The sequence below is a fragment of the Serratia sp. CY83965 genome (assembly GCF_052166375.1).
In the GTDB taxonomy this organism is placed as follows: Bacteria; Pseudomonadota; Gammaproteobacteria; order Enterobacterales; family Enterobacteriaceae; genus Serratia; species Serratia marcescens.
This window is the reverse complement of the sequence record NZ_JBJNOV010000001.1, coordinates 1486355-1509368: the sequence shown is the minus strand read 5'-3', so window position 1 is coordinate 1509368 and position 23014 is coordinate 1486355. Positions and strand designations below refer to the sequence as shown.

Below are 23014 nucleotides of genomic sequence, written 5' to 3'. Positions count from 1 at the left end.
GCCCAAACGCCAAGACCGGCTTAAGCATAGCAAGCCGCGTGCCAGCTGACGGCGTAAAATACATTATCCCTTAAAGAACAAAGTGATATTAATTAACCAAGGGGAGTTGACCGGCAAAAAAGAATAAAGCAAACGTCGCGCTTCGCCGGCAGATCAATAGCAACCGTTTGCCTGCCAAAATAACACCGCGCCGCTGCACCTTGAATGAGCAAGCGAATATCTTCACGGCGTACGGCTTATTTTCAACACCGCGCCTGGGGGTTGAATCTCGGCCTGAGGACAACCGCCAAACTTGAAACGATAACTATTCTCAATTATCATCCGCGCATCTTTTTGACCAGCAATGCGAAAATCATGTCCGCCACCGCTTCTGCCCCGCACGCCGCGCTGTCGCGCCTCTACGCCACCCATCACGCCTGGTTGCAGGGATGGCTGCGCCGGCGCTTGGGCTGCGCGTTCGATGCGGACGATGTGGCGCAGGACACCTTTATGCGCCTGCTGAAAGGCGACGCCGCGGCGACCCTGCGCGAGCCGAAAGATTTTCTGGTCACCGTCGCCAAGCGGGTGATGGTCGATCTGTTCCGCCGCAGAACGCTGGAGCGCGCCTATCTGGAGATGCTGGCGCTGATCCCGGAAGGCTACGTCCCGTCGCCGGAGCAGCGCCAGAGCCTGCTGGACAGCCTGCAGCAGATCGACGCCATGCTCGACGGCCTGGGGCCGAAGGTAAAACAGGCCTTTCTGTTGTCGCAGCTCGAAGGCCTGGGCTATGCGGACATCGCCGCGCGCCTCGGCGTTTCGGTCAGCTCGGTTAAAAAATACATGGCCAAAGCCACCGAGCATTGCCTGCTGTTCAGCCTCGAAAACGACGTTTATTCATGAGCAACGCCATCACCCCCGAGCAGCGCCAGGCGCTGAAAATGGCCGCACACTGGTATGCCCTGCTGTGCGACGAGCGCGTCACCGAACGCCAGCGCCAACAGTGGCAAGCCTGGCACCAGCAGCATGACGATCACCGCTGGGCCTGGCAGCGCGTCGAAGCGTTGCAGAGCCAGCTGCAGGGCGTACCGGGCAAATTCAGCTATCGCGCGCTCGATCGCGCCGGCCGCCAATCCGCGATCGACCGCCGCACCCTACTGAAAAGCCTGCTGCTGTTGCTCGGCGTGGGCGGCGGCGGCCTCCTTTACCAGTCGCCGCTCGGCCGGGAGCTGCGCGCCGACTACCGCACCGCCACCGGTGAAATCAAACCCATTGTGTTAAGCGACGGCACCCAGCTGGTGCTGAACACCGCCAGCGCGGTGGACGTGCATTACGACGATCGCCAACGGCTGATCCGCCTGCACGCCGGGGAAATCAGCCTGGTTACCGGACGCGATCCCCGGCCGCTGTGGGTGCAAAGCCCGCAGGGGGCGATGCGCGCGCTCGGCACCCGTTTTTTGGTGCGCGAGAGCGACGGCGAAACGCGCCTGACAGTGCTGGAGCATGCGGTCGAGGCGCAGCTGGCGCAAAACGCGCAACAACAGCGCCGGGTGAACGCCGGTGAACAGATCAGCTTCAGCGCGACGGCCTTCGGCGACAAACACCCCGCCGTGCAGGAGGACGGCTGGCTGCGCGGCGTGCTGAGCGTCAGCCAGTGGCGGCTGGACCGGGTGATCGCCGAACTGGCGCGCTACCGGCGCGGCCACCTGAGTTGCGATCCGGCCGTTGCCGGCCTGCGCGTCAGCGGCAGTTTCCCGCTCAACGATACCGATCGCGCCCTCGCCCTGCTCAGCCAGACGCTGCCGGTTCGCCTGCAGAGCTTTACCCGCTATTGGCTGCAAATCGTCTCCGCCTGAATTTTTTAAATGAAAATGATAAAAAATCGCATTCTTGATTGTCCCTTTTGCTTTGCTCATCCGACTCCCAGGAAAACACTGCAGCAATAAATAAAAAATGATTCAGGAGAAGGTATGAACAACGCTTGGGGAAAGGGAGCGCCGGCTTCGCTTTGGGGAAAACGGGCCACGCCGCTGGCCGTGGCCATTGGCCTGGTCTTCGCCGCACCGCTGACGGCGAGCGCCGCCAGCGCCGCTGCCACCTATCACATTCCGGCCGGTGAGCTGGACGGCGCGCTGAACGCTTTCGCCGCTCGCGCCGGCATCGCGCTCTCGGTGGACGGCGCGTTGACCGCCGGCAAACGTTCGCCGGGCCTGAGCGGCAGCTACGGCGTCGATGACGGCCTGAACGCCCTGCTGGCCGGCAGCGGCCTGCAGGCTAAAGCGCTCGGCAATAACGGCTACACGCTGGCCAAACTGCCGCAGCCGCAGAAGGAAGAGGACATCACCGTGGTCGGCGACTGGCTGGCGGAAGGCCGCCAGATCGACGTGTTCGAACACCCCGGCGCGCGCGACGTCGTGCGCCGCGAAGAGTTCGTCAAAACCGGCACCACCACCGTGCGCGAAGCGTTGAACCGCGTGCCGGGCGTGGTGGCGCCGGAGAACAACGGCACCGGCAGCCATGACATGGCGCTGAACTTCGGCATTCGCGGCCTCAACCCGCGCCTCGCCAGCCGCTCCACCGTGCTGATGGACGGCATCCCGGTGCCCTTCGCCCCTTACGGCCAGCCGCAGCTGTCGCTGGCGCCAATCTCGCTCGGCAATATGGATGCGATTGACGTGGTGCGCGGCGGCGGCGCGGTGCGCTACGGGCCGCAGAGCGTCGGCGGCGTGGTTAACTTCGTCACCCGCGCCATCCCGAAAACCTTCGGCATGGCGGCCGGCATGCAGGGGCAGCTCAGCCCGACCTCGCGCCAGGATCACCCGAAAGGCACCGGCAACCTGATGATCGGCGGCACCGCCGACAACGGCTTCGGCGCGGCGCTGCTCTACTCCGGCACCCGCGGCAGCGACTGGCGCGAGCACAGTGCGACCAAAATCGACGACGTGATGCTGAAAAGCCGTTACGCGCCGAACGAGGTGCACACCTTCAACAGCCTGCTGCAATACTACGAAGGCGAAGCGGAGATGCCGGGCGGCCTGAGCCGGGCGGACTACAACGCCAACCCGTTCCAGTCGACGCGCCCGTACGACAAGTTCTGGGGCCGCCGCCAGTTGGCGAACTTCGGCTACCAGTATCAGCCGGATCGGCAGCACAAGTTCGACGTGCAGAGTTTCTACACCTACACCCTGCGCAGCGGCTATCTGGATCAGGGTAAAAACCTGACGCTGTCGCCGCGCGAATACTGGGTGCGCGGCGTGGAACCGCGCTACAGTCAGAGCTTCCGCTGGGGCGACTCGGCGCACGAGGTCGGCGTCGGTTATCGCTACGTCAGCGAATCCACCCACGAACTGCGCTACACCAGCAAAGCCAGTACCGGCAGGCTGCCGTCCACCGCCAGCCCGTACGATCGCGACACCCAGTCCGGTACCGAGGCGCACGCCTTCTATATCGACGATCGCATCGACATCGGCGACTGGACCCTCACGCCGGGCATGCGCTACGAGTACATCAAGTCGTATCAGAACAACTACATCAAGAACAACCGCCTCGACGTCAGCTATAACGCGCCGCTGCCGGCGTTGAACGTGATGTATCACCTGAACGAATACTGGAACCTGTACGCCAACACCGAAGGCTCCTTCGGCACCGTGCAATACAGCCAGATGGGCAAAGCGGTGGACAGCGGCAAGATCGAACCGGAGAAGGCGCGCACCTGGGAGCTGGGCACCCGCTACGCTGGCGATGCGCTGACCGGCGAGATCGGGCTGTTCCTGATCAACTTCAACAACCAGTACGACTCCAACCAGGTGACCGACAGCGTGACCGCACGCGGCAAAACCCGCCATGCCGGGCTGGAAGGCAGCCTGCGTTACGATCTGTCGCAGCTGACGCCGAAACTGGACGACCTGACCGCCTACGCCAGCTACGCCTACGTCAACGCCACCATCCGTGAAGACGGCGGCTACAAGGGCAACCAGGTGCCGTTCTCGCCGAAGCATAAAGGCACGATGGGGCTGGACTACACGCCGGGCAACTGGGCGTTTAATCTTAACGGCGAGTTCCAGTCCAGCCAGTTCGCCGACAACGCCAACACCGTGGCGGAAAGCGCCGACGGCAGCACCGGCCGCATTCCCGGCTATATGCTGTGGGGCGTGCGCGCCGCCTATGATTTCGGCCCGGAAATGGCCGGCCTGAATCTGGGCGTCGGCGTGAAAAACCTGTTCAACCACGCGTATTTCACCCGCGCCTATGACGACAACAACAAGGGTCTGTACATCGGCCAGCCGCGCACGATTTATCTGCAAGGTTCGGTGAAGTTCTGATCCTCAACGGCGGGCGCGGTTAACCGTGCCCGCCGTCTTTCCCATCAACGTGACGACGTCACATAAAGCCGTTCCTCCGCGCCGCCGCAGCGGCGAAAAATAAGTCGCTTCTGCCGCCAATGCGCGTAATATCAACGATCCGCCCCGATTTACCGGCGCGGATTTTTTGCCGTTATGGCCTGAAAAGCGAGGGAATAAGATGAATCACAATGACCTTTCTCAGTGCCGCGTTGACACCGACCGTTTGTTGATTGCCCCCTTTACCGCAGCAGACGCCGACGATGTTTACCAGGCGATCACCCCCACTCTGACGCGCTTTATGACCTTTGAACCGGAGGCGTCGCCGGAGGATTTCGCCAACGTCTGGCAAGGCTGGCTGACGTTGATGCGCGAAGGTGAAGAAGTGATCTTCGTCGCCCGTCGGCGCGAAGACCGGCAGTTCGTCGGGGTCGGCGGCGCACATAATTTGCGCAGCCACACCCCGGAGCTGGGCATCTGGGTAAAAGAGAGCCTGCATGGTCAGGGCTACGGCCGCGAAATCGTGCAGGGCATCGCGCGCTGGGCCAGCGAGCGCTTTCAGCCGCCGCACTTTCTCTACCCGGTGGCCGAGCAGAATATCGCCAGCCGCCGCCTCGTCGAGTCGCTGGGCGGCGTGCTGGCCGGCCGTTGCGAGCGCATCAAGTATGACGCCGTGGTCTACCACCTGCCGCCTCAGCGCTAATCAGCATCGGGCCGCCGGCCCGGTGTGACCTTTTTTGCTTTCCGCCGTGATAACCGCTGCCACTGCCTGCGGGTTTGTGCTAATGATAGAGGCATGTAGGGTAAAAACAGTTGAGGAACAGCAACATGATTATTTTTGTTACCGGCGCCACCTCCGGTTTCGGCGAGGCCATTGCGCGCCGTTTTATCCGTGAAGGCCACCAGGTGATCGCCGCCGGGCGCCGCCTTGAGCGTCTTGAAGAACTGCAGGAAGAACTCGGCCAAGCGCTGCACATCGTGCGGCTCGACGTGCGCAACCGCGCCGCCATTCAACAGGCGATCGAGGCACTGCCGGCCGAGCTGCGTCAGATTGACGTGCTGGTGAACAACGCCGGGCTGGCGTTGGGGCTGGAGCCGGCGCACAAGGCCAACGCCGATGACTGGGAAACCATGATCGACACCAACGCCAAGGGGCTGGTGAACATGACGCGCGCGCTGTTGCCGGCCATGGTCGAGCGCAACGTCGGCCATGTGATCAACATCGGCTCCACCGCCGCCAACTGGCCTTACGCCGGCGGCAACGTGTACGGCGCCACCAAGGCGTTCGTCAAACAGTTCAGCCTGGGCCTGCGCGCCGATCTGCACGGCACGCGCATTCGCGTGACCGATATCGAGCCGGGCCTGGTGGGCGGCACCGAATTCTCCAACGTGCGATTCAAGGGCGATGACGGCAAGGTCAACAAAACCTACGAAGGCGCCGATGCGCTGACGCCGGAAGACATCGCCGAGTCGGTGTTCTGGGTCGCGACGTTGCCGGCGCGCGTCAACATCAACACGCTGGAAATGATGCCGGTCAGCCAGTCCTTCGCCGGGCTGAACATCCACCGCGGCGCCTGAGCCGCGACGGCGGGAGGCAACTCCCGCCGCGTTTCCTCAGGCCGCGCGCCAGCCGGAAACGATAATCAGCATGCCCGCCAGCGCCACGCCGGCGCCGACCCAATCCAGCGCAGACAGCTTCACCCCGTCCACCACCCGCAGCCACAGCAGCGCGGTCGCCACATACACACCGCCGTAGGCCGCATAGACCCGCCCGCTGGCCGCCGGATGCAGCGTCAACAGCCAGACAAACAGCATCAGGCTCAATGCCGCCGGCAGCAGCAGCCAGGCGCTGCCCTGCTTCTTGAGCCACAGGTAAGGCAGGAAACAGCCGATAATTTCAGCCAGGGCGGTGGCGAAAAACAACAGCGTAGTTTTTAACATCGGTCGCAGTTTTCTCTCGATAAAGTAAACGAATCGGCGCTTGGCTGGTGAATTCCAGGAGCGCGGTGGTATATTTATCACCACGCCTGCGGGCGAGGTAACGCCAGTGCCGCCATCATCAGGCGCACTCACTCATAAGGATGAAACGATGAAAACATTTTCGACCCAACGACTGCTGCGCGGGATGCTGCCGGTCGCCATGCTGGCCGTCATGGGCGCCTGGCAGGCGCCGGCGCTGGCCGCCACCTGCACGCAGGGCAGCACCTGCGTCACCGTCGATGGCAAAGGCAGCGGCGCGATGAGCACCGAAGAAGCGCGCCAAAGCAAAGAGCAGTGGAATGATACCAAATCCCTGCGCCACAAGGTCAACACCCGCGTCGAGAAAGAGTTCGACAAGGCCGATCGCGCGGCGGATGACGAAGACCGCTGCAACGACAGCAACAACGTCAACGCCTACTGGGAACCGGACACCCGTAAATGCCTGGATCGCCAGACCGGGCGTCGGATTAATCCTTAATCCGCCTGCGGCGGGCGGGCATGCGTGAAACCCGGCCGCCGTTGCTGCTATCCTGTTACAGGAAGTTCATTGTCTAAAAGGATGACGTGATGAAGAAAACGCTGATATTAACCGCTGTATTGCTGGCCGGCGCCCCATTGGCGGCCCTGGCCTCCTGTGAAAGCGTGAAAGCGGACATTTCGCAAAAAATCGTCAATAACGGCGTTCCGGAGTCCGGCTTCAAACTGGAGATCGTGCCTAACGATCAGGCCGATCAAGCGGGCGGCCAGGTGGTCGGCCACTGCGAAAACGACACCCAGAAGATCGTTTATACCCGCCTGAACAATGGCGACGATAGTGGTGACGCGGCGCAGACCGGCACCAGCCAGGACACCTCCAACGCGCAGTAAGCCGCATCGGCTACCCAGGGCGCGCAACAGCCGCGCCCTTTCCTTTTCCTTTACGCCTGCTCCGCCTCTTCCTCTTCGCCTTGCGGCCGACAACGCGCGGGGATCAGCATCGCCGCCGCCAGCGCCAGCAACGACACCAACGCCGACACCAGGAACACCCAATGCAGCGAAGCCGCCACCTGCTGGATAAGCTGCGCCAACGCCTCGCTCCCCATGCTCTGGCGCACCGCCGGCTCCATCAGACGCTGCACCGGATCGTCAATTTCCGGCAAACGCCACTGCAGGTTGAGGTTCAGCGTGGCGCCCAAAATCGCGGTGCCGATGGCCGAGCCCACCATGCGGGTAAACACCGTACAGGCGGTGGCAATGCCGCGAATGCTGTAATGCGCCGCGTTCTGCACCGACACTAAAAACGTCGTGTTGCACAATCCCATGCCGGCACCGACCATAAACGCCGCCACCCGGCCCCACAGCAGACCGCCGTTCGGCTGCAACATCAGCAGGATCAGGCCGCCTGCCACCAACAGCAGTGCGCCCAGCAGCGCCGTGGCGCGATACGAAGTCATCAGCATCAAACGGCCGCTCAGCGTGCTGGCCAATGGCCAACCAATCGACATCAGCGCCAGCGTGGTGCCCGCCTCCAGCGGCGAGCCCCCCATCACGCCCTGAATGAAAGTGGGCAGGAAGGCGCTGATGCCCATCATCGCCGCGCCAATCACCAGCCCGCCGATGTTGCCGGCGACGATCACCCGGCTTTGCCACAGCGCCAGCGGGAACAGCGGTTCGACCGCGCGCCGCTCCTGGCGTATCAACAGCGCCAGCGACGCCGCCGCCAGCGCCAGCAACGGCGCCACCCACCATCCGAGGCTTTCCATCTGCAACAGCGCCAGCAGCAGCGCCGAAACGAACAGCGTCAGCCAGGCGGTGCCCGCCAGATCCAGCGCGTGCCGCCGCAGTTGCTGATGCGCCGGCAGATAGCGCCAGAGGAAGAACATCGCCAACAGGCCGATCGGCAGGTTGACCCAGAACACCAGCGCCCACGGCAGGTGTTGCACGATAAACGCGCCCAGCAGCGGGCCGATGATCGCCGATACGCCCCACACGCTCGACAGGTAGCCCATCACCTTCGGCCGTTCGGTGGCGCTGTAGATGTCGCCGATGATGGTGGACGCGATCGGCATGATGGCGCCGGCGCCCAATCCCTGCAATAAGCGGAAGCCGATCAGCCAATACATGTCGGGGGCGAAGCCGCACAGCACCGATCCCAGCAGGAACAGCGTCGCGCCGAAGAAGAACACCCGCTTGCGGCCGTAGAGATCCGCCAGCCGGCCGTAGATGGGAATGGTGATCGCCTGCGCCAGCAAATAGACCGCGAACACCCAGCCCAGCAGCGAGAAGCCGCCGAGATCGCCGATGATGGTCGGCATGGCGGTGGCGACGATGGTGGCTTCGATCGCCGACATGAACATCGCCAGCATGCAGGCGATCAGGATCAGCGGGCGATGGGCAATGGGTGCGGGTGAAACGTTATTTGTCATGGCGTTATGCAGGCTTCCTGGCGTTTTTATTTTCCCTGAGTATATCAGCAAGCGCCTGCGCCAAGTCTATCCGCCCTCACATCCCGCCGTTGCCGATAGCGAATCGCACCATTTGGACTAACTGTTACGGCGTAACGTTTTACCGCGATTTTTTTTCACTTTACGCGCATCCCAGCGCTGACGCGGGCTGCGGCGCCAATACGGGCAAACTCAATCAGCTGATTTTGCTCATAAAACTTGGCACGGTCAACGACAGGGTGCTATACCTTCCCTAGCCGGCGCCTTTGGGCTTCGTGCTTTCTCGGGTTTAAATATCAGTATCTTATGCTGATTAACTCACGTATTGAGCCTACGTTCAGCACGCTGTGCCGAACGCACCCTTCGCTCAATGTCGCTAACCTCATGCGAAACGCCCGTTTTGTACCGCCACGCCCGCCGGGCCGTGGGCAACAATCAGAGCGGAATGCGCCGTCTCTTCGGCCGCTCCGCACAACGGAGGACGCAACATCATGCACAAGTCAGCGCCATATCGGCGCCTGCTCCTCGGGAGCCTGTTGTTTATCGCCGTCATCGCGCTGCTGGTTTACGGCATCGGTTGGGAAACCCTCAAGTCGCGCCGGGAAGATTTGATTTACCTCGGCCAGCAACACATGTTCCTGGTGGTGTGTTCCATGCTGCTGTCGCTGCTGGTCGGCATTCCCAGCGGCATCCTGCTGAGCCGCCCTTTCGCCCGCCGCTGGGCGGAGCACGTGATGCAGATCTTTAACGTCGGCAACACCCTGCCGCCGCTGGCGGTGCTGGCGCTGGCGATGGTGATCATCGGCATCGGCGACCGGCCGGCGGTGGTGGCGTTGTTCCTCGCCTCGCTGCTGCCTATCGTGCGCAATACCTATGCCGGCCTGCGTTCAGTGCCGCCGGCGCTGGTCGAGGCCGCCAACGGTATTGGCATGACCGCCGGACAGCGGCTGCGCCAGGTCGAACTGCCCAACGCCCTGCCGGTGATCTTCGCCGGGGTGCGCATCGCGATGGCGATTAACGTCGGCACCGCGCCGCTGGCGTTTTTGATCGGCGCCAGCAGCTACGGCGAGCTGATCTTCCCCGGCATCTACCTGAACGACTTCCCGACGCTGATCCTCGGCGCCGCCGCCACCGCGCTGATCGCCCTGCTGCTCGATCTGGCGCTGGCCAGTCTCGGCCGCCGGCTCAGCCCGCACACCGCATCCTGATGGGAGAAACGCGATGACTCGATGGTTACAACGACTCCGCCACGCGCTGCTGTTCTCCTTGCTGATGACTGGCGCGGCCGCCTGGGCCGCCCCGCTGACGCTGGCGAGCAAGAACTTTACCGAACAGCGCATTCTGTCGGCGATCACCGTGCAATACCTGCGGGCCAAAGGTTTTCAGGTCGAACCCAAAACCAATCTGGCTACGGTGATCACCCGCAACGCGATGATCAACAAACAGATCGACATGACCTGGGAATACACCGGCACCTCGCTGATCATCTTTAACCACATCAATAAGCGCATGTCGCCGCAGGAGACCTACGACACGGTGAAAAAGCTCGACGCCAAACTCGGCCTGGTGTGGCTGCAGCCGGCGGACATGAACAACACCTATGCCTTCGCCATGCAGCGCCGGCGCGCGGAAAAAGAGCAGATCCGCACGATGTCGCAGCTGGTGGCCAAAGTGGAACAGGTGCGTAAAACCGACCCGAAACACAACTGGCTGCTGGGGCTGGATCTGGAGTTCGCCGGCCGTTCGGACGGTCTGAAACCGATGCAGGCGCTGTACGACATGCCGCTGGATCGCCCGCAAATCCGCCAGATGGACCCCGGCCTGGTCTACAACGCCATCCGCGACGGTTTCGTCGACGCCGGGCTGGTGTACACCACCGACGGCCGGGTGAAAGGCTTCGATCTGCAGGTGCTGGAAGACGACAAAGGCTATTTCCCGAGCTATGCGGTCACGCCGGTGGTGCGCGCCGACGTGTTGCAAAACACGCCGGGGCTGGAAGCGGCGCTGAACACGCTGTCGAAACAGTTCAACAATCAGGTGATCACCGAGCTTAACGCCAAGGTGGATATCGACTACCAGACGCCGCAACAGGTCGCCGACGCGTTCCTCAAGCAGCGCGGCCTGATTTAGGAGGCATGATGAATACCTTACTTTACGCCTGGCAAAACTGGGCCTATATCGCCGGATTGACGCTGGAACACCTGCTGCTGGTCGGCATCGCCGTCGGCCTGGCGATCCTGATCGGCGTGCCGCTCGGCGTGCTGATCGTCCGCCACAAATGGCTGGCGACGCCGGTGCTGAGCCTGGCCACGCTGGTGCTGACCGTGCCCTCCATCGCCCTGTTCGGGCTGATGATCCCGCTGTTTTCCTTAATCGGCCACGGCATTGGCTACGTACCGGCGATCACCGCGGTGTTCCTCTACTCGCTGCTGCCGATCGTGCGCAATACCCACACCGCGCTCGACAACCTGCCCGGCGGGCTGCGCGAAGCCGGCCGCGGCATCGGCATGACGTTCTGGCAACGCCTGCGCTGGGTGGAGATCCCGGTGGCGCTGCCGGTCATTTTCGGCGGCATTCGCACCGCCGTGGTGATGAATATCGGCGTGATGGCGATCGCCGCGGTGATCGGCGCCGGCGGTCTCGGCCTGCTGCTGCTCAACGGCATCAGCAGCAGCGACATCCGCCAGTTGATTACCGGCGCCGTGATGATCAGCCTGCTGGCGATCGTCCTCGATTGGTTATTGCACCGCTTGCAAATTGCGCTCACGCCCAAGGGGATCCGCTCATGATTAAATTGGAAAATCTGACCAAACAGTTCATGCAGAAGAACGGCACACCGTTCAACGCCGTCGACAACATCAATCTGGACGTGCCGGAAGGCGAAATCTGCGTGCTGCTCGGCCCTTCCGGCTGCGGCAAAACCACCACGCTGAAGATGATCAACCGCCTGATCGAACCCACCGGCGGCACCATTCTTATCAACGGTGAAGACACCAGCGCGCTGGATACCGTCAGCCTGCGCCGCAAAATCGGCTACGTCATCCAGCAGATCGGTCTGTTCCCCAACATGACCATCGAGGAGAACATCACCGTAGTGCCGCGCATGCTGGGCTGGGACAAAAAACGCTGCCACGATCGCGCCGAGGAGCTGATGAGCATGGTGGCGCTGGATCCCAAGCGCTTTTTGCACCGCTACCCGAAAGAGATGTCCGGCGGGCAGCAACAGCGCATCGGCGTGATCCGCGCGCTGGCCGCCGATCCGCCGGTGCTGCTGATGGATGAACCTTTCGGCGCGGTGGACCCGATCAACCGCGAAACCATCCAGAACGAGTTTCTCGACATGCAGCGCCAGCTAAAAAAGACCGTGATGCTGGTCAGCCACGACATCGACGAAGCGCTGAAGCTCGGCGATCGCATCGCGGTGTTCCGCCAGGGCAAGATCGTGCAGAACGCCAGCGCCGATGAGCTGCTGGCGCGCCCGGCGAACGACTTCGTCGCCTCCTTTGTCGGCCAGGATCGCACGCTGAAGCGCCTGCTGCTGGTGCAGGCCGGCGACGTGGCCGATCAACAGGAAACGGTGACGGTGCGGCGGGAGACGCCGCTAGTGGAGGCGTTCGGGCTGATGGACGATATCGACGCCCGCTCGGTGACGGTGGTGGACGCCGACGGCAAACCGCTGGGCTACGTCAAACGCCGTGAGGCGCGCGGCGCGCCCGGGGTGTGCGCCGACAGCCTGCACCGCTTTCGCGTCACCGCCCGCGCGGAGGAGAACCTGCGCGTAGTGCTGTCCAAGCTGTACGAACACAACACCTCCTGGATGCCGATCGTCGATGAAGACGGCCGCTACAGCGGCGAAATCTCGCAGGATTATATCGCCGACTACCTCAGCTCCGGCCGCACGCGCCGGGTGTTGACGCCGCAATAACCCCCGCCGGGGCGCTCGCCGCCCCGCCTATGCCGCAGTTTGCTAAAGATTCACTGGTCATCGGCCGGAGCGCCAAGCACAATGCGCTGATGACCCTTTGATTTTTCTCACGACGCCGCCCACGCATGAAAAGATTGGTCCACCTGCACCACTATCGCGCCCTGCTGCGCAGCCTGTTTATCGCCGTGTTTATCGGCGTCGCCGCCGCCCTGGCGGTGTGGCTGTTCCACCGTTCGATGATTGGCCTCGAGTGGCTGCTGCTCGGCAATGCCGACGGTAGCCTGGTGGCCGCCGCCGCCGCGCTGCCCGGCTGGCGACGCGCGCTGACGCCCGCCCTGGGCGGTCTGGCGGCGGGCCTGCTGCTGTATATTCACCAGCGCTACCGTCACCAGCGTCCGGCGGCGCCCACCGACTATATGGAAGCGATTGAGACCGGCAACGGCAAGCTGGATACCGGCGCCAGTCTGGTGAAGTGTCTGGCGTCGCTGCTGGTGGTGTCGAGCGGCAGCGCCATCGGCCGTGAAGGCGCGATGATCCTGCTGGCGGCGCTGGTGGGATCGCTCTTCGCCCAGCGCTTTACGCACGAGAAAGAATGGAAACTGTGGGTGGCCTGCGCCGCCGCCGCCGGGATGGCCAGCGCCTATCATGCGCCGTTGGCGGGCAGCCTGTTTATCGCCGAGATCCTGTTCGGCACCCTGATGCTGGCCTCGCTCGGCCCGGTAGTGATCGCCGCAGTGAGCGCCCTGCTGATGACCAACCTGCTTAACGGCGGCCAGGCGCCGCTCTACCTGGTGACGCCGCTCGCCGCCCCTCTGCCGACGCAATACCTGCTGATGGCGCTGGTCGGCGTGGTGGCCGGCGCCGGCGGGCCGCTGTTTTTGTGGTTGATGACCGCCACCGGCCGCGCGTTCCGATCGCTGCGGTTGAAGCCGCCGTTGCAGCTGGCGCTGGGCGGCCTGATCGTCGGGCTGCTTTCGCTGCTGTTCCCACAGGTGTGGGGCAACGGTTACAGCGTGGTGCAGGCGCTGCTGATCGCGCCGCCGGGGGTGTTGCTGCTGGGCGCGATCCTGGTATGCAAGCTGTTGGCGATCCTCGCCAGCAGCGGGTCGGGCGCGCCCGGCGGGGTCTTCACCCCGACGCTGTTCGTCGGCGCCGCGCTCGGTTCTATCATCGGTCAGCTGTTCGGCCTGTGGCCGGGCATGGATGCGGCGGTGCCGCTGCTGCTGGCGCTGACCGGCATGGCCACCCTGCTGGCCGCCACCACCCATGCGCCGATCATGGCGGCGCTGATGGTGTTTGAAATGACCGGCGAATACGCGCTGCTGCCCGGCATTCTGCTGGCCTGCGTGATCGCCACCACCGTGTCGCGCGGCCTGCGGCCGGTATCGGTATACCACACCGCGCCACCGCCCAAACGCGAGGCTTAAAACTCGCCCTGCTGCAGCAGCTTCCTGAACTGCGGGCACTGCAGGTGTTCCGGTTCAGGGCAATCGACCATGTGCTGCAAACCGGCGCGCACCTGCCCCAGACGCCGCAGGGTGCGATCCAGTTCTTCAATCCGCGCCGCCAGCAGCCGGCGATCGAGGGCAATGCGTCCCCGCTCGTCAAACAGCGAGGCGATCTCATCCAGCGTAAATCCCGCCAGCCGCCCGAGGGCGATCAGCTTCAGTTGATCCAGCACCCCAGCGGCGTATTGGCGACGTAAACCATTGCGGCCTATCGACGCGATCAGCCCTTTTTTCTCGTAATGCCGCAGCGCCGAGGGCGCGATGCCGCTCAAACGCGCCACCTCGCCAATATCCAGTTCTTTTGCCATTGACTTGAAGTCGACTTTAAGTTGCACACTGTGCGCACATTACACCATGAGTGACTTTAAGGGCACGAAAATGACGACAGAAATTTTACTGATGATTATGCTGACCGGGGTGGGCGCCACGCTGTGCACCGATCTGTGGGCCATCGTGCAAAAGCGCGTGCTGGGCATCCCGCCCCTTAACTACGCGCTGGTTGGCCGCTGGTTTATCGGCCTGTTCGACGGCCGGTTTTATCACGCTCCGATCATGGCGGCGCCGGTGCGACGGGGAGAAAAAGCGATGGGATGGCTGCTGCACTACGCGATCGGCGTCGCCTTCGCCTTTATCCCGCTCGGCTTGGCGGGCATCGCGTGGTACGCCGCGCCGACGCCGCTGGTCGCGCTGCTGAGCGGCTGGCTGAGCCTGGCGGCGCCCTTCTTCGTGATGCAGCCGGCGTTGGGCTTTGGCGTGGCGGCGGCGAACACCCCCAATCCGACGCGTAGCCGCATCATCAGCCTGCTGGTGCATACGGTGTACGGCCTGGGGCTGTTTGTCTCCGCCCGTTTGTTGGCCCCTTTGCTGGCCTGAGCGCGCTAGCGCAGCAGCGTGGAAATGTCGAGGTAGTGCGCCAGTTCACGCTGCTCCGCGCGCGGCAGATACGGGATCTCACCCAGCAGCGGCGCGGAAATGCGCTGCTGCAGCGCCGCGATGGTTTCGGCATAGTGCGCCAACCCCGGGTTGATGCGGTTGGCGACCCAGCCCAGCAACGGCAGGCCGTCGTTGATAATCGACTGTGCGGTCAGCAACGCGTGGCTGACGCAGCCCAGCTTGATGCCCACCACCAGCACCACCGGCAGCTGTTCCTGCACCACCCACTCGGCGTAAGGCCGCAGATCGTTCATCAGCACCCGCCAACCGCCGCTGCCTTCCACCACCACCGTATCGGCTTTGGCGGACAGATCCCGCAGACCGCTGCTCATCACGCCATAGTTGATGTCCTCGGTCGCATGCGCGTGAAACACCTCATCCAGGCAGGTGATGGGATTGATCTCCTCGTAGGACAGCGGCAGGGTTGAAGATGCCTGCAATACCAAAGCGTCTTTATTGCGGATGCCCTCGCTGGTTTCCTGGCAGCGCGCGGCGATCGGCTTGTAGCCGGCCACCGAACGGCCTTCGGCGGCCAGCGCCTGCATCAACCCGCGGGAAACCACGGTTTTACCGACGTCGGTATCCGTGCCTGTCACAAATAAACGCTTCAACATGAATAAAATGCCCCAGAATGCCCCGTTAACAATGTATCGCCGCACCGGCGGCGAAGAAGTCTTTCGGAAAAATTCTAGGGGATGCTGCCGCGTAGGGGCTTGAGGTAGCTCAATCTTTTGCAGGATTAATAAGAAGTTCTGATGTTAGCCTTGCAGCAGTTGCACCAGCAATGAACCATTGTACAGCGCCTCTTTCACCAGCGCCGCGCCGGGCATGGTGCCCTGATTGAAGAACTGCGTGGATTCGACCTTGACCTGCTCGCTGTAGGCCGGCAGCGCCTGTTGGCGAATGCAGGAGGCGATGGCCGGGTGCAGGATCTCCGCCGCGCGGTTGAGCGGCGAGCCCACCAGGATCTTCTCGGGATTGAACAGGTTGACCATGATAGCCAGAATGCGCCCCACGCTGTGGCCGACGCCGAGAATGATGTCCCGCGCCAGCTGATCGCCCGCCAGCGCGGCGTCACACAGCGATTCGACGGTCAGCGGCGCGCCGTGCAGGCTGGAGCTCATCGAGCCGCTCAGCCGCTGCTGGGCGATCTCCAGCATGTTCTCGATGCTGGCCACGGTTTCGAGACAGCCGTGGTTGCCGCAGTAGCAGCGTTTGCCGTAGGGATCGACCTGGGTGTGGCCGATCTCCACCACGCTGTGGCTGCCGGCGTGCAGCACGTGGCCGCCGGTGATCACCCCGGCGCCGACGTTGTGGTCGATCACCACCTGAATCACGTTCTGGCTGCCGCGCGAGGCGCCGTACAGCGCCTCGGCCATGGTCCAGGCGCTGATGTCGTGCTGCAGGTAAACCGGCAGGCCGGTGCGGGTTTCCAGCGCCGGGCCGAGCGGCATCTCCAGCACATCGTAAAACGGCATGCGGTGCACCACGCCGGACTGCACGTCGATCATGCCCGGCAGCGTGATGGCGATCGCCGTCAGCCGTTCCAGCTTGCTTTGGTGGCGGATAAAGAATTGGTCGACTTCGGTCAGGATGCGTTTCAGCAGCGGTTCGGGGTGTTCGGCCGCCAGCGGCAGCTGCTCCTCCACCACCAGTTTACTGCTGAGATCGCGCAGCGCCAGCGTGATGCTACCGCGGCTGATACGGGCGGACAGGTAATGCCAGGCCTCGGTGTCCAGCACCAGCCCCACCGCCGGGCGGCCCCGGCTGCCGATTTCCTGGTACTCGGTTTCCTTGACCAGATGGGCTTCCAGCAGTTCGCGCACGATCTTGGTGATGCTGGCGGGCGCCAGCTGCGCGCGTTTTGACAGTTCGATACGCGAAATCGGGCCCAGCTGATCGATTAGCCGATAAACCGCCCCCGCATTGGTCTGCTTGATTTGATCGATATGCCCAGGCTGCCCAACCGCAATCACAAACCTGCTCCTACTATTTTTCGCGCTTCTAAATAAAGACTAGGGGTTATGGTGGGGCTTTTGTCATACAGCGTCAACTATTTGATTAGTTATGTGATTTGCTGCACAAATTCCTCGCAATTTCAGCGTGAATTGATTTTTATTTGCCCAAGTTCAACGTCATTTCAGCATCAACGCCATCAGCGCCTGCGCGGCAGCGGTCAGCGGCCGGCGGCGGTGATGCACCAGCCACACTTCGGTGGTGGCGTCCGGCTCCGCCAGCGGCAAATAGCGCACGCCGTCCACCCTCACCCGGGCGAAAGACGCCGGCAGAATCGAGACGCCCAATCCGGCGGAGACCAGCCCGATGATGGTCATCGCTTCCCCCACTTCCTGGGTGATATACGGGGTAATGCCGGCTTTGCCGAGCAGCAGCAGAATTTCGTCGTACAGCGCGGTGCCCACTTCGCGCGAGAAGAACACGAACGGTTCCCGCGCCAAGTGTTGAAACCGCAGCGCGCCGCCGGGCGTTTCCGCCAGCGGATGCCCTTCCGGCACCACAGCCACCAGCGGCTCACGCAGCAGCAGCTGATAGTGCAGCGCCTCCGGCAGCCGCGTATTGCGCATCACCCCCAGATCCAGCTCACCGTTCAGCAGCGGTTCGATCTGCTGTTTGGTGTTGATTTCGCGCATCTTGATGTGCACCTGCGGGGACTGCTGGCGAAAGGCGCGCAGGCTGCGCGCCACCACGCCGATAAAGGGCGCGGAAGAAGTAAAGCCGATGGTCATTTCCCCCAGTTCGCCGCGATCCAGGCGCGCCGCCTTTTCCGCCGCGCGCCCGACCTGATCGAGCACCTGATAGGCTTCTTTGAGGAACATCTCCCCGGCCTGCGTCAAGCTGACGTTGCGGTTGTTGCGCGCCAGCAAGCGCGCGCCGACCATCTCTTCCAGCGCCTGAATTTGCTGGCTGAGCGGCGGCTGGGAGATGCGCAACCGCTCGGCGGCGCGGCCAAAATGCAACTCTTCCGCCACGGCGATAAAGTAACGCAGGTGTCTCAGTTCGATATTCATATTTAAAACGTCTTAATTTGAATTATTAATATATTAGACAAAAAATTCGCCGCTCCCTATCATTTTGTTATCTGTAACCTGTCTGTTTATCTCCCCGAAGTTCGGTAAGGAAACGCTGTGACAACCCCTGTGCGTTCTGCGGCCGCGATGCCGTCGACGCTGGCCGCCAACGATGACGCGGCCGCTGCGCCAAAAGTAAAACGCTCCACCCTCAACAACAAACTCCCCTATATCGAACGCGGCACGCCGCAGTTTATGCGCGTGACGCTGGCGCTGTTTTCCGCCGGGCTGGCGACCTTCGCGCTGCTCTACTGCGTGCAGCCGATCCTGCCGGTGCTGTCGCAAGATTTCGGCGTCTCGCCGGCGGAAAGCAGCCTGTCGCTTTCGGTCTCCACCGGCCTGCTGGCGATCGGCCTGATGTTTACCGGGCCGTTGTCCGACGCCATCGGCCGCAAGTCGGTGATGGTGGTGGCGCTGCTGCTGGCGGCGGTTTGCACGCTGATTTGCGCCTTTATGACCAGCTGGCACGGCATTTTGCTGATGCGCGCGCTGATCGGCCTGTCGCTGAGCGGCGTGGCGGCGGTCGGCATGACCTACCTCAGCGAAGAGATCCATCCGAGCTTCGTCGCCTTCTCGATGGGGCTGTATATCAGCGGCAACTCGATTGGCGGCATGAGCGGCCGCCTGGTGACCGGGGTGTTGACCGATTTCTTTTCCTGGCGCGTATCGCTTGGCGTCATCGGCCTGTTCGCCCTCGCCGCCGCCTGCATGTTCTGGCGTATCCTGCCTGCCTCGCGGCATTTTCGCGCCAGCTCGCTGCGCCCCCGCACCCTGCTGATCAACTTCAAACTGCATTGGCACGATAAGGGGCTGCCGCTGCTGTTCGCGGAGGGTTTCCTGCTGATGGGCAGCTTCGTCACCCTGTTCAACTACATCGGTTATCGCCTGCTGGCGGATCCTTATCACCTGAGCCAGGCGGTGGTCGGCCTGCTGTCGGTGGTGTACCTCACCGGTTCCTACAGCTCGCCCAAGGCCGGCGCGCTCACCTCGCGCTTCGGGCGCGGCCCGGTGCTGCTGGCGTCGATCGTGATTATGCTGATCGGGATCCTGATTACCGCGCTGCCGCAGGTGCCGGCGATCTTTATCGGCATGATGCTGTTCACCGCCGGTTTCTTCGCCGCCCACTCGGTGGCCAGCAGCTGGATTGGCCGCCGCGCGCGCCGCGCCAAAGGCCAGGCGTCGTCGCTGTACCTGTTCTGCTATTACGTCGGCTCCAGCGTGGCCGGCACCCTCGGCGGCGTGTTCTGGCACAGTTTCGGCTGGAATGGCGTGGCGGCGTTCATCAGCCTGATGCTGTTGCTGGCGCTGCTGGTGGTGCATTACCTGAAACGCCTGCCGGAAGCGGTCCGTCTCTGAAAAGAAAAAGCCGCGGCGACTTGCCGCGGCCCGTCATGCCGGAGCCTGTGATTATTGACCGGTTTTCCAGCGGGTGCGCAGGTAGTTCACGGCCTTATCCGTTTGCGGCTCGGTCAGATAACGTTGCCGGAACAGGATGGTTCCCCCCATCCCCGGCAGGCTCTCGTTGAGATCCAACTGCCTTTTCAGCTCGGGGACGCCGCCGTCGACGGTCCAGGCCGGCTCGCTGGCCGATGGCGTGCCCACTTTATACAACGCCACCCCGGCATAAAGCCGAACCGGCGTGCCTTTCACCACCTCGGCCCACCAGTTGGCCAGCACGTCGTAGCGGACAATTTCACGATCAAAAGGCCAATACAGCTGCGGTGCGATGTAGTCGAGCAGCCCCAGCTTGATCCACTGGCGCGTATCGGCATAGGCCGTATCGTACGACGGCGCGCCGGCCCGCGTCGCCGAACCGGCAGGATCGTCCGCTTGGTTTCGCCATACGCCCGCCGGGCTGACGCCAAACGCGACTGCGGGCTTCAACGCTTTGACGGTGGCGGAAACCTGTTTTATCAATTGCAGCGTATTGTCTCTTCGCCAGGCGGCTTTGTCTGCAAACCCTTGGCCGTATTCGCGATACGTCCTTTCATCATCCAGCGGCGATTGCGGCGTTTCGTAATAGAAATAATCGTCAAACTGAATGCCGTCGACATCATAGTTTTTGACGACTTCAGCCACCACGCCGGTGATCCAGTTGCGCACGTCGGGCAGACCAGGATCGAGCACGAAGCGATCGCTGGCGGTGCGGATCCAGTCGGGATGCAGCGCATAGACGCTGGCCGGCGGCGACTGCAGCGTATGATTAAGTGCATCTATCGTTTGCTGTCGGGTATTCATGGAAACCCGATAAGGGTTCAGCCAGGCGTGGACCTTGATGCCGCGCCGGTGCGCTTCTGTCAGCATAAAGGCCAGCGGATCATAACCGGGATCCTGGCCCACGGTGCCGGTCAATACCTCCGACCAGGGCAAGATGTCAGAACGCCACAGGGCCGTTCCGTCCGGTTTAACCTGAAAATACACCGTGTTAATCCCGGTTTTCACCATGTCGTCCAGCGCGTCCGTCAGCCCCTGCTTCTGCAGGCGCGCCCGCTCTTGCGGGGATTCCGCTTTCAGCGAGGCCGCCGGCGGCCAGTCCAATCCAATGACCGTGGACAGCCAGATGCCCCGCATCGGTGTAACCGGCGGTGTCGGCCGCGAGGGCTTCTCCGGTTCGGGGGGCTTGGCGCATCCGCCCACGCCCAGCATGGCGGCCATCAACAGCCATCCGCCTAATTTTGTTGCGCCTGTCGGCATCAGTATTCTCCTTCCGTGAGTGACGGTTATCCCATGTCGCGGCGTGCGGAGCAAGAAACCGCCCGCTTTCTCAACGCTAGCAAGCTGCCGGCGCCGCCCTTTCTGACGACGCCGGTACTTGTCCCATTACCAGCTCAGCCCCGTCCCACGAGGGAATGCGATTTTTCCCGTGTTGGTTTCCACATCGTAGTCATGCCAGGTGTTGACCGGCAGTTTGCCCTGCGGGGTGATTTTCCCCGTCAGCACCTGCGCCAGCGATACCATCGAGTGGCCGCGCCATACCCCGCCGTCATAGCCGTAATAGGAATAGGTAGCGACAGCCGCCTCCACCTCTGCGGCATAGTTCACGATATCGTAAGGTGCGCGCAGTGAGAGATGAACGCGCTTTTTCCCCTGCTCGGCGGCGTATTTCAGCCAGCCCGGATAAGGACTGGTATCATTAGCCGCCCCGGTTGCGGAGGTCACGACCCCATCCTGCTCGGCAGGCGTAAAGCGGGTTGAGAGGGTTCCGAGCAAGAACACATCGCAGCCGGCAATATGTTCCCTGACCTGGGCGTCGCTCAGTTCCGTTTCCTTCGCGGCCACGACGTTCTGATAGCCCTCCTGCGCCATCACGTTCGCGATGCCGTTGGCCTGCTCGCCCCACGGCGTCAGAATAAAGTAGCGCAGCGCCTTGTCCTTTAGCGGCAGCAGACATTGACGGTTGATAACCACGGTAATGGAACGATCGGCGATGCGCTTTTCCAGCTTGTGCGCTGACGACGCAACGTCGTTGGAACAAGGTTTATCGCTATGGCCCATCAGGCCATGGCGTAATTTCAGGCGCAAAATGCGCTCGACCGAGGCATCGATATCAGCCTCGCTGAGATGCCCGGTTTTCACCCGCTCCGCAATGTAGCGAATAAGCTCGGGCAGCAGACTCGCCTGCGCCGGCGAGGCGATGCTGACAGGCATCAGGGCGATATCCACCCCGGCGGTAAAGACGTTTTCAGCCGCCGCTTGCTGACTGAAATGCTCGGCAATCGCGCCCATATCCAGCGCGTCTGAAATCGTTACGCCGGCATAACCCAGCTCATTGCGCAGGATCTGGGTCTGGATTTCGCGCGACATGGTGGCCGGCACCGTGATTTTATCACCGTTGCGGGTGTCGATCTGGCTGTTATCCAGTGCGGGGTACTGAATATGCGCAGTCATCACCATGTCCGGCGCCACGCAGCGGTCAATGGCCTGCTTGTAAGGCGCGATATCGATGGCAAAGGCCTCTTCCCGCGTACGATCGACGCGCGGCAAACCGGTATGCGAATCGGTGGAGGTGCTGCCATGGCCGGGGAAGTGTTTGTACGCGGTGATCAGCCCTTGCTGCTTCATCCCCGCCACCATTTTCTCGGCCAGGCGGGCAACGGTGTTCTTATCATCGCTGAAGGCGCGAACGTTAATCACCGGGTTGAACGGGTTGGTGTTGACATCCACGACCGGGGCAAAGTTGGTATTGATATGCAACGCGCGCATATCCTGAGCCATCAGTTTGCCCTGTTCAACGGCGAGCTGTTTATCCGCGCCGCCCCCAATCGCAGCCGCCAGCGCCATATTGCCGGGGAATGAGGCGTAGTCGCCGCGCGGCAGCCGGAAAACGTTACCGCCTTCGTTATCCGTGCCAATAAACAAACGAACGCCGGCGTGCGTTTTCATCGCGGCATACCAGGCCGTCAGCGTTTTGATCTGCTGCTTGTCTTTCAGATTATTGGCAAACAGGATCACCCCACCTATGTGGTTATCGGTGATCAGCTTGCCAATGGCTGCATCGGGAACGGTCATATCCTGATTGCTGCTACCGTTCTGATCCCAGTAGCGAAAATCCAGCATGATTTTTTGCCCGATCTTCTCTTCCAGCGTCATGTTTTTGACTTTCTGTTTAATATCCACCGTAAACCTCCGTTTAAAGCACCCGTTAATGACAGAAGAAAAGATAACCCGAGGGGCTCATAGCGTCCTGCCATTCTGTTTGTTCCAGCGATTGGACAACGGCAAACAAGAAATGGACTAAACAAAAAATAAACGAGCGAGAGAATTCCCCCTGCTGCCCGCCCTATTTCCCCTGGCAAGCTGGGCGGGCAGTTTAGCCGAGTATTGCCCCATTGCCGATGTTGCC

22 protein-coding genes are annotated in these 23014 nt (G+C 62.3%); 14 read left to right on the top strand and 8 right to left on the bottom strand.

The annotated features are described in order from the left end of the window. The first annotated feature begins 354 nt into the window (after positions 1 to 354). From fecI to ydfG, 5 genes are all read left to right on the top strand, one after another. Complete coding sequence (gene fecI, locus ACJ8PL_RS07635; RefSeq protein WP_016927855.1) at positions 355 to 879, top strand: ferric citrate uptake sigma factor FecI; 525 nt, start codon at positions 355 to 357, stop codon at positions 877 to 879. Further along, positions 876 to 1832 (top strand): ferric citrate uptake sigma factor regulator FecR, encoded by a 957-nt coding sequence (gene fecR, locus ACJ8PL_RS07630; protein ID WP_016927856.1) that lies wholly within the window; start codon positions 876 to 878, stop codon positions 1830 to 1832. The genes fecI and fecR overlap by 4 nt, the downstream gene beginning before the upstream one ends. A gap of 114 nt (positions 1833 to 1946) precedes the next feature. Further along, a complete protein-coding gene (gene fecA, locus ACJ8PL_RS07625; RefSeq protein WP_079451285.1) occupies positions 1947 to 4298 on the top strand; it encodes a TonB-dependent Fe(3+) dicitrate receptor FecA in 2352 nt (783 codons plus the stop codon). 199 nt (positions 4299 to 4497) lie between these two features. Continuing rightward, positions 4498 to 5019: a GNAT family N-acetyltransferase gene (locus ACJ8PL_RS07620; protein WP_442531014.1), complete on the top strand. Its 522-nt coding sequence runs from the start codon at positions 4498 to 4500 to the stop codon at positions 5017 to 5019. 125 nt (positions 5020 to 5144) lie between these two features. Further along, on the top strand, positions 5145 to 5894 hold the full coding sequence (gene ydfG, locus ACJ8PL_RS07615; RefSeq protein WP_016927858.1) for a bifunctional NADP-dependent 3-hydroxy acid dehydrogenase/3-hydroxypropionate dehydrogenase YdfG: 750 nt from the start codon (positions 5145 to 5147) through the stop codon (positions 5892 to 5894). Between the two features lie 36 nt (positions 5895 to 5930). Here the strand turns inward: ydfG and ACJ8PL_RS07610 are convergent, their stop codons facing one another. Further along, entirely contained in the window at positions 5931 to 6257 is a 327-nt protein-coding gene (locus ACJ8PL_RS07610) for a YnfA family protein (protein WP_004938563.1), read from the bottom strand. 148 nt (positions 6258 to 6405) lie between these two features. Between ACJ8PL_RS07610 and ACJ8PL_RS07605 the strand changes: the two genes are divergently transcribed. Next, the gene (locus tag ACJ8PL_RS07605; RefSeq protein WP_004938560.1) at positions 6406 to 6774 is read left to right on the top strand and encodes a DUF1283 family protein; all 369 of its coding nucleotides are present in this window, start codon (positions 6406 to 6408) and stop codon (positions 6772 to 6774) included. 89 nt (positions 6775 to 6863) lie between these two features. Continuing rightward, positions 6864 to 7163, top strand: a complete 300-nt coding sequence (locus ACJ8PL_RS07600) for a DUF1161 domain-containing protein (RefSeq protein WP_004938557.1) — start codon at positions 6864 to 6866, stop codon at positions 7161 to 7163. Between the two features lie 50 nt (positions 7164 to 7213). On the opposite strand, the gene ACJ8PL_RS07595 is transcribed toward ACJ8PL_RS07600, so the two are convergent. Then, entirely contained in the window at positions 7214 to 8701 is a 1488-nt protein-coding gene (locus tag ACJ8PL_RS07595; RefSeq protein ID WP_016927859.1) for an MDR family MFS transporter, read from the bottom strand. 509 nt (positions 8702 to 9210) lie between these two features. Between ACJ8PL_RS07595 and ACJ8PL_RS07590 the strand changes: the two genes are divergently transcribed. The 5 genes from ACJ8PL_RS07590 (at position 9211) to clcB (ending at position 14071) form a co-directional block, all read left to right on the top strand. Next, positions 9211 to 9927, top strand: a complete 717-nt coding sequence (locus ACJ8PL_RS07590) for an ABC transporter permease (protein WP_284065388.1) — start codon at positions 9211 to 9213, stop codon at positions 9925 to 9927. A 64-nt stretch (positions 9928 to 9991) separates the two neighbouring features. Then, positions 9992 to 10849: a glycine betaine ABC transporter substrate-binding protein gene (locus tag ACJ8PL_RS07585; protein ID WP_227944616.1), complete on the top strand. Its 858-nt coding sequence runs from the start codon at positions 9992 to 9994 to the stop codon at positions 10847 to 10849. A gap of 8 nt (positions 10850 to 10857) precedes the next feature. Then, positions 10858 to 11508, top strand: a complete 651-nt coding sequence (gene osmW, locus ACJ8PL_RS07580) for an osmoprotectant ABC transporter permease OsmW (RefSeq protein WP_004938544.1) — start codon at positions 10858 to 10860, stop codon at positions 11506 to 11508. Next, positions 11505 to 12644, top strand: a complete 1140-nt coding sequence (osmV, locus tag ACJ8PL_RS07575; RefSeq protein ID WP_016927861.1) for an osmoprotectant ABC transporter ATP-binding protein OsmV — start codon at positions 11505 to 11507, stop codon at positions 12642 to 12644. Before osmW ends, osmV begins: the two co-directional genes overlap by 4 nt. A 125-nt stretch (positions 12645 to 12769) precedes the next feature. Beyond that, positions 12770 to 14071 carry a voltage-gated ClC-type chloride channel ClcB gene (gene clcB, locus ACJ8PL_RS07570; protein WP_016927862.1) on the top strand — a complete coding sequence of 434 codons (1302 nt, stop codon included), beginning with the start codon at positions 12770 to 12772 and terminating at the stop codon, positions 14069 to 14071. Here the strand turns inward: clcB and ACJ8PL_RS07565 are convergent. Beyond that, entirely contained in the window at positions 14068 to 14460 is a 393-nt protein-coding gene (locus tag ACJ8PL_RS07565) for a helix-turn-helix domain-containing protein (protein WP_016927863.1), read from the bottom strand. The two genes, clcB and ACJ8PL_RS07565, sit on opposite strands and share 4 nt — an antisense overlap. Before the next feature lie 70 nt (positions 14461 to 14530). Between ACJ8PL_RS07565 and ACJ8PL_RS07560 the strand changes: the two genes are divergently transcribed. After that, positions 14531 to 15025 (top strand): DUF2938 domain-containing protein, encoded by a 495-nt coding sequence (locus tag ACJ8PL_RS07560; protein WP_049278383.1) that lies wholly within the window; start codon positions 14531 to 14533, stop codon positions 15023 to 15025. A 5-nt stretch (positions 15026 to 15030) separates the two neighbouring features. Here ACJ8PL_RS07560 and bioD read toward each other — a convergent pair whose 3' ends face one another. From bioD to ACJ8PL_RS07545, 3 genes are all read right to left on the bottom strand, one after another. Further along, the gene (bioD, locus tag ACJ8PL_RS07555) at positions 15031 to 15699 is read right to left on the bottom strand and encodes a dethiobiotin synthase (RefSeq protein WP_004938529.1); all 669 of its coding nucleotides are present in this window, start codon (positions 15697 to 15699) and stop codon (positions 15031 to 15033) included. Between the two features lie 144 nt (positions 15700 to 15843). Further along, positions 15844 to 17061 (bottom strand): sugar metabolism global transcriptional regulator Mlc, encoded by a 1218-nt coding sequence (gene mlc / locus ACJ8PL_RS07550; RefSeq protein WP_004938526.1) that lies wholly within the window; start codon positions 17059 to 17061, stop codon positions 15844 to 15846. A 159-nt stretch (positions 17062 to 17220) separates the two neighbouring features. After that, complete coding sequence (locus tag ACJ8PL_RS07545; protein WP_049298953.1) at positions 17221 to 18111, bottom strand: LysR family transcriptional regulator; 891 nt, start codon at positions 18109 to 18111, stop codon at positions 17221 to 17223. A 147-nt stretch (positions 18112 to 18258) separates the two neighbouring features. On the opposite strand from ACJ8PL_RS07545, the gene ACJ8PL_RS07540 reads away from it, so the two are divergent. Further along, positions 18259 to 19527, top strand: coding sequence for an MFS transporter (locus ACJ8PL_RS07540; protein WP_261459641.1), 1269 nt, complete (start codon positions 18259 to 18261; stop codon positions 19525 to 19527). A gap of 51 nt (positions 19528 to 19578) precedes the next feature. Here the strand turns inward: ACJ8PL_RS07540 and ACJ8PL_RS07535 are convergent, their stop codons facing one another. After that, positions 19579 to 20865 (bottom strand): glycoside hydrolase family 10 protein, encoded by a 1287-nt coding sequence (locus ACJ8PL_RS07535; protein WP_406948094.1) that lies wholly within the window; start codon positions 20863 to 20865, stop codon positions 19579 to 19581. Positions 20866 to 20991: 126 nt separating this feature from the next. Beyond that, on the bottom strand, positions 20992 to 22788 hold the full coding sequence (locus tag ACJ8PL_RS07530; RefSeq protein ID WP_442531011.1) for a glycoside hydrolase family 3 N-terminal domain-containing protein: 1797 nt from the start codon (positions 22786 to 22788) through the stop codon (positions 20992 to 20994). Positions 22789 to 23014 lie beyond the last annotated feature (226 nt).

Coding starts and splice junctions, on each gene's coding strand:
- fecI (WP_016927855.1), top strand. CDS start 355: ATGTCCGCCACCGCTTCTGCCCCGCACGCCGCGCTGTCGCGCCTCTAC.
- fecR (WP_016927856.1), top strand. CDS start 876: ATGAGCAACGCCATCACCCCCGAGCAGCGCCAGGCGCTGAAAATGGCC.
- fecA (WP_079451285.1), top strand. CDS start 1,947: ATGAACAACGCTTGGGGAAAGGGAGCGCCGGCTTCGCTTTGGGGAAAA.
- ACJ8PL_RS07620 (WP_442531014.1), top strand. CDS start 4,498: ATGAATCACAATGACCTTTCTCAGTGCCGCGTTGACACCGACCGTTTG.
- ydfG (WP_016927858.1), top strand. CDS start 5,145: ATGATTATTTTTGTTACCGGCGCCACCTCCGGTTTCGGCGAGGCCATT.
- ACJ8PL_RS07610 (WP_004938563.1), bottom strand. CDS start 6,257: ATGTTAAAAACTACGCTGTTGTTTTTCGCCACCGCCCTGGCTGAAATT.
- ACJ8PL_RS07605 (WP_004938560.1), top strand. CDS start 6,406: ATGAAAACATTTTCGACCCAACGACTGCTGCGCGGGATGCTGCCGGTC.
- ACJ8PL_RS07600 (WP_004938557.1), top strand. CDS start 6,864: ATGAAGAAAACGCTGATATTAACCGCTGTATTGCTGGCCGGCGCCCCA.
- ACJ8PL_RS07595 (WP_016927859.1), bottom strand. CDS start 8,701: ATGACAAATAACGTTTCACCCGCACCCATTGCCCATCGCCCGCTGATC.
- ACJ8PL_RS07590 (WP_284065388.1), top strand. CDS start 9,211: ATGCACAAGTCAGCGCCATATCGGCGCCTGCTCCTCGGGAGCCTGTTG.
- ACJ8PL_RS07585 (WP_227944616.1), top strand. CDS start 9,992: ATGACTGGCGCGGCCGCCTGGGCCGCCCCGCTGACGCTGGCGAGCAAG.
- osmW (WP_004938544.1), top strand. CDS start 10,858: ATGAATACCTTACTTTACGCCTGGCAAAACTGGGCCTATATCGCCGGA.
- osmV (WP_016927861.1), top strand. CDS start 11,505: ATGATTAAATTGGAAAATCTGACCAAACAGTTCATGCAGAAGAACGGC.
- clcB (WP_016927862.1), top strand. CDS start 12,770: ATGAAAAGATTGGTCCACCTGCACCACTATCGCGCCCTGCTGCGCAGC.
- ACJ8PL_RS07565 (WP_016927863.1), bottom strand. CDS start 14,460: ATGGCAAAAGAACTGGATATTGGCGAGGTGGCGCGTTTGAGCGGCATC.
- ACJ8PL_RS07560 (WP_049278383.1), top strand. CDS start 14,531: ATGACGACAGAAATTTTACTGATGATTATGCTGACCGGGGTGGGCGCC.
- bioD (WP_004938529.1), bottom strand. CDS start 15,699: ATGTTGAAGCGTTTATTTGTGACAGGCACGGATACCGACGTCGGTAAA.
- ACJ8PL_RS07545 (WP_049298953.1), bottom strand. CDS start 18,111: ATGAATATCGAACTGAGACACCTGCGTTACTTTATCGCCGTGGCGGAA.
- ACJ8PL_RS07540 (WP_261459641.1), top strand. CDS start 18,259: ATGCCGTCGACGCTGGCCGCCAACGATGACGCGGCCGCTGCGCCAAAA.
- ACJ8PL_RS07535 (WP_406948094.1), bottom strand. CDS start 20,865: ATGCCGACAGGCGCAACAAAATTAGGCGGATGGCTGTTGATGGCCGCC.